Here is a 2,005-nt window from a genome sequence, read left to right on the forward strand (position 1 = left end):
TGGCGAGACGTCAAGAGGGCCGCGTAATAAAATAATCCGGCAGGCGGCCCAAGGGATAACGTTGCCATTCCCACCGATACATAGGACTTAAGGCACCCCAAGCTCGATTGAGGTGCGAATGAAATAGCTCCGCCTCAATCGTGCCCCTGCGTTGACGGGCCAATTCTGTATACGTTTATCAAAGCGCTCGAGCCGTTATCGTGGCCCGACGAATGATGCTCTTGGGAACGAGTCAACGCAGTGGGCTAAGGCGCAGCCGCATGGGCGAGGAGCGATCGTCGCGCTCTTGCAGGAAGCCTCAGCATTGCGGTCAAGACCGGGGCGATGAAGCCGGCCGACACGCGCCAGGTGATCGTGGACACGACCGTGCAGCCGAAGAACGTGATGTTCCCGACCGACGCCAAGCTCATCCACCGGGCGCGCGAACGGCCGGTGCGACTGGCCAAGAAGACCGGTCTCAATTTGCGCCAGAGCTATGTGCGGATCGGCAAGCTGGCGCTGATCAAGCACCAGCGCTATGCGCACGCCAAGCAGTTCAAGCGGGCCAACAGGGCGCTGCGCAGGCTCAAGACCTATCTCGGCCGGACCATTCGCGACATCTGTCGCCGTATCGCCGGCGATGCGGAACTGGACGCGCTCTTCAAATGGCCGCTCTACCAAGCCGCCACCGTTCTCGAGCAGCGTCAGCACCAGCGCGGCAACAAAATCTACAGCCTGCTTGCGCATGAGGTGGAATGCATCGGCAAGGGCAAGGCGCATGCGCCTACAAGTTCGGGGTGAAAGTGTCGGTGGCCACCACGCTGAAGCGCTCAAAGGGTGGCCAGTTCGCCCTGCATGTAAAAGCGCTGCCCGGTAATCCAATGACGGCCACCCGCTTGCAAGCGTCATCCCTGACATGGAAAAGACCATCGGCAACGAGATCAGCCGCGTCCTCGCCGACGCCGGCTATCGCGGCCACAACGCACCGGAGAGCCACAAGTTCAGGGTCTTCACCAGCGGCCAGAAACGCCGCGTCACGACAGCCATCAAGCGCCAGATGCGCCGCCGCTCCGCGATCAAGCCCGTGATCGGCCACATCAAGGCCGAGCACCGGATGGCCGCAACTACCTCGCCGGCAAGCAGGGCGACGCCGTCAACGCCGTCCTGGCAGCCGCAGGCTACAACTTCTCCCTCGTGCTCCACTGGCTGAAGGCTCTTTTGTGGCTTCTCTTCGCCGCCCTCCAACCTCAGCCGAAGGAGATCGAAGCCTGATCCCTCTCATTGTTCACGGCCGACTATGTAGTTCTTCATTTGAGGGAAGATGCCGACGTCGGTGCGCCGCATCATCTCGCCGTAGATCCCGCTCGATTGGATCAATTGAGTATCGAGTGCAGCTTGGCCCGATGTTCCTTCGGGCAGGTCATTATAGGCCAGCACTTCGTGCTCAGCTTCGTCCATGATAGCGGCGAGCTTAGGGACCTTCGGCCGAATCTGGTTGGCGACGCAGCGCCATTGGTCGCTGGCGGCCTCCGCCATCTCCTGAGCGCAGGTGGTCACGATGAGGCCGAGGACAACACGGCGGCCGCTCTTTCCCAATAGTTCCTCATGAACCGGACGCCGCGGCGGCCGCCTTGAAATCGCGCGGGTCAGCGTCAGCAGGGACTCCGTCCAGATCGGCTCGATCTTTGAGGCTCTGAACACCAACGTCCGCCTAGGCGGGCTCCGCTCCTTGAGTAGATAAATACGGCCGTGCAGCCGGCCCGCTACATGACGCCGGAACCATCAGCCAGATGAACGATGATCGCCTATCAGGCTGTCAGCCGTGGCGTTAATCAGGCCGGTCCTCCCGGGGAGCTCGGCCACCAACGCCGTCAGCTGCACCATTCCAAGTAACACGACCACTCCAAGTAACACGGTCCGGGCGATCTGGCCGGCACGCCGCAGCTCAACCAGCGATGGCACCTCACTGGGCTCGCCGAAGGTCTTGGAAATCGCAAAGGCTGCCGCGTAATCTGAGGTTACGCAA

The 2,005-nt window shown here is 61.5% G+C and carries 1 protein-coding gene and 2 pseudogenes; 1 reads left to right on the top strand and 2 read right to left on the bottom strand.

Annotation, left to right across the window (positions count from 1 at the left end; genetic code table 11):
• Window positions 1–251 precede the first annotated feature (251 nt).
• Window positions 252–1,251, top strand: a pseudogene (locus tag EH240_RS36765) (IS5 family transposase); the annotation flags it as partial.
• Window positions 1,252–1,293: 42 nt separating this feature from the next.
• Here the strand turns inward: EH240_RS36765 and EH240_RS36770 are convergent.
• Both EH240_RS36770 and EH240_RS38410 read right to left on the bottom strand, forming a co-directional pair.
• A pseudogene (locus EH240_RS36770) lies at window positions 1,294–1,572 on the bottom strand (transposase); the annotation flags it as partial.
• Between the two features lie 189 nt (window positions 1,573–1,761).
• On the bottom strand, window positions 1,762–2,005 hold a 244-nt coding region (locus EH240_RS38410), incomplete at its 5' end, for a hypothetical protein (protein ID WP_167484327.1).

It is taken from the genome of Mesorhizobium tamadayense, assembly GCF_003863365.1.
Lineage (GTDB): Bacteria > Pseudomonadota > Alphaproteobacteria > Rhizobiales > Rhizobiaceae > Mesorhizobium > Mesorhizobium tamadayense.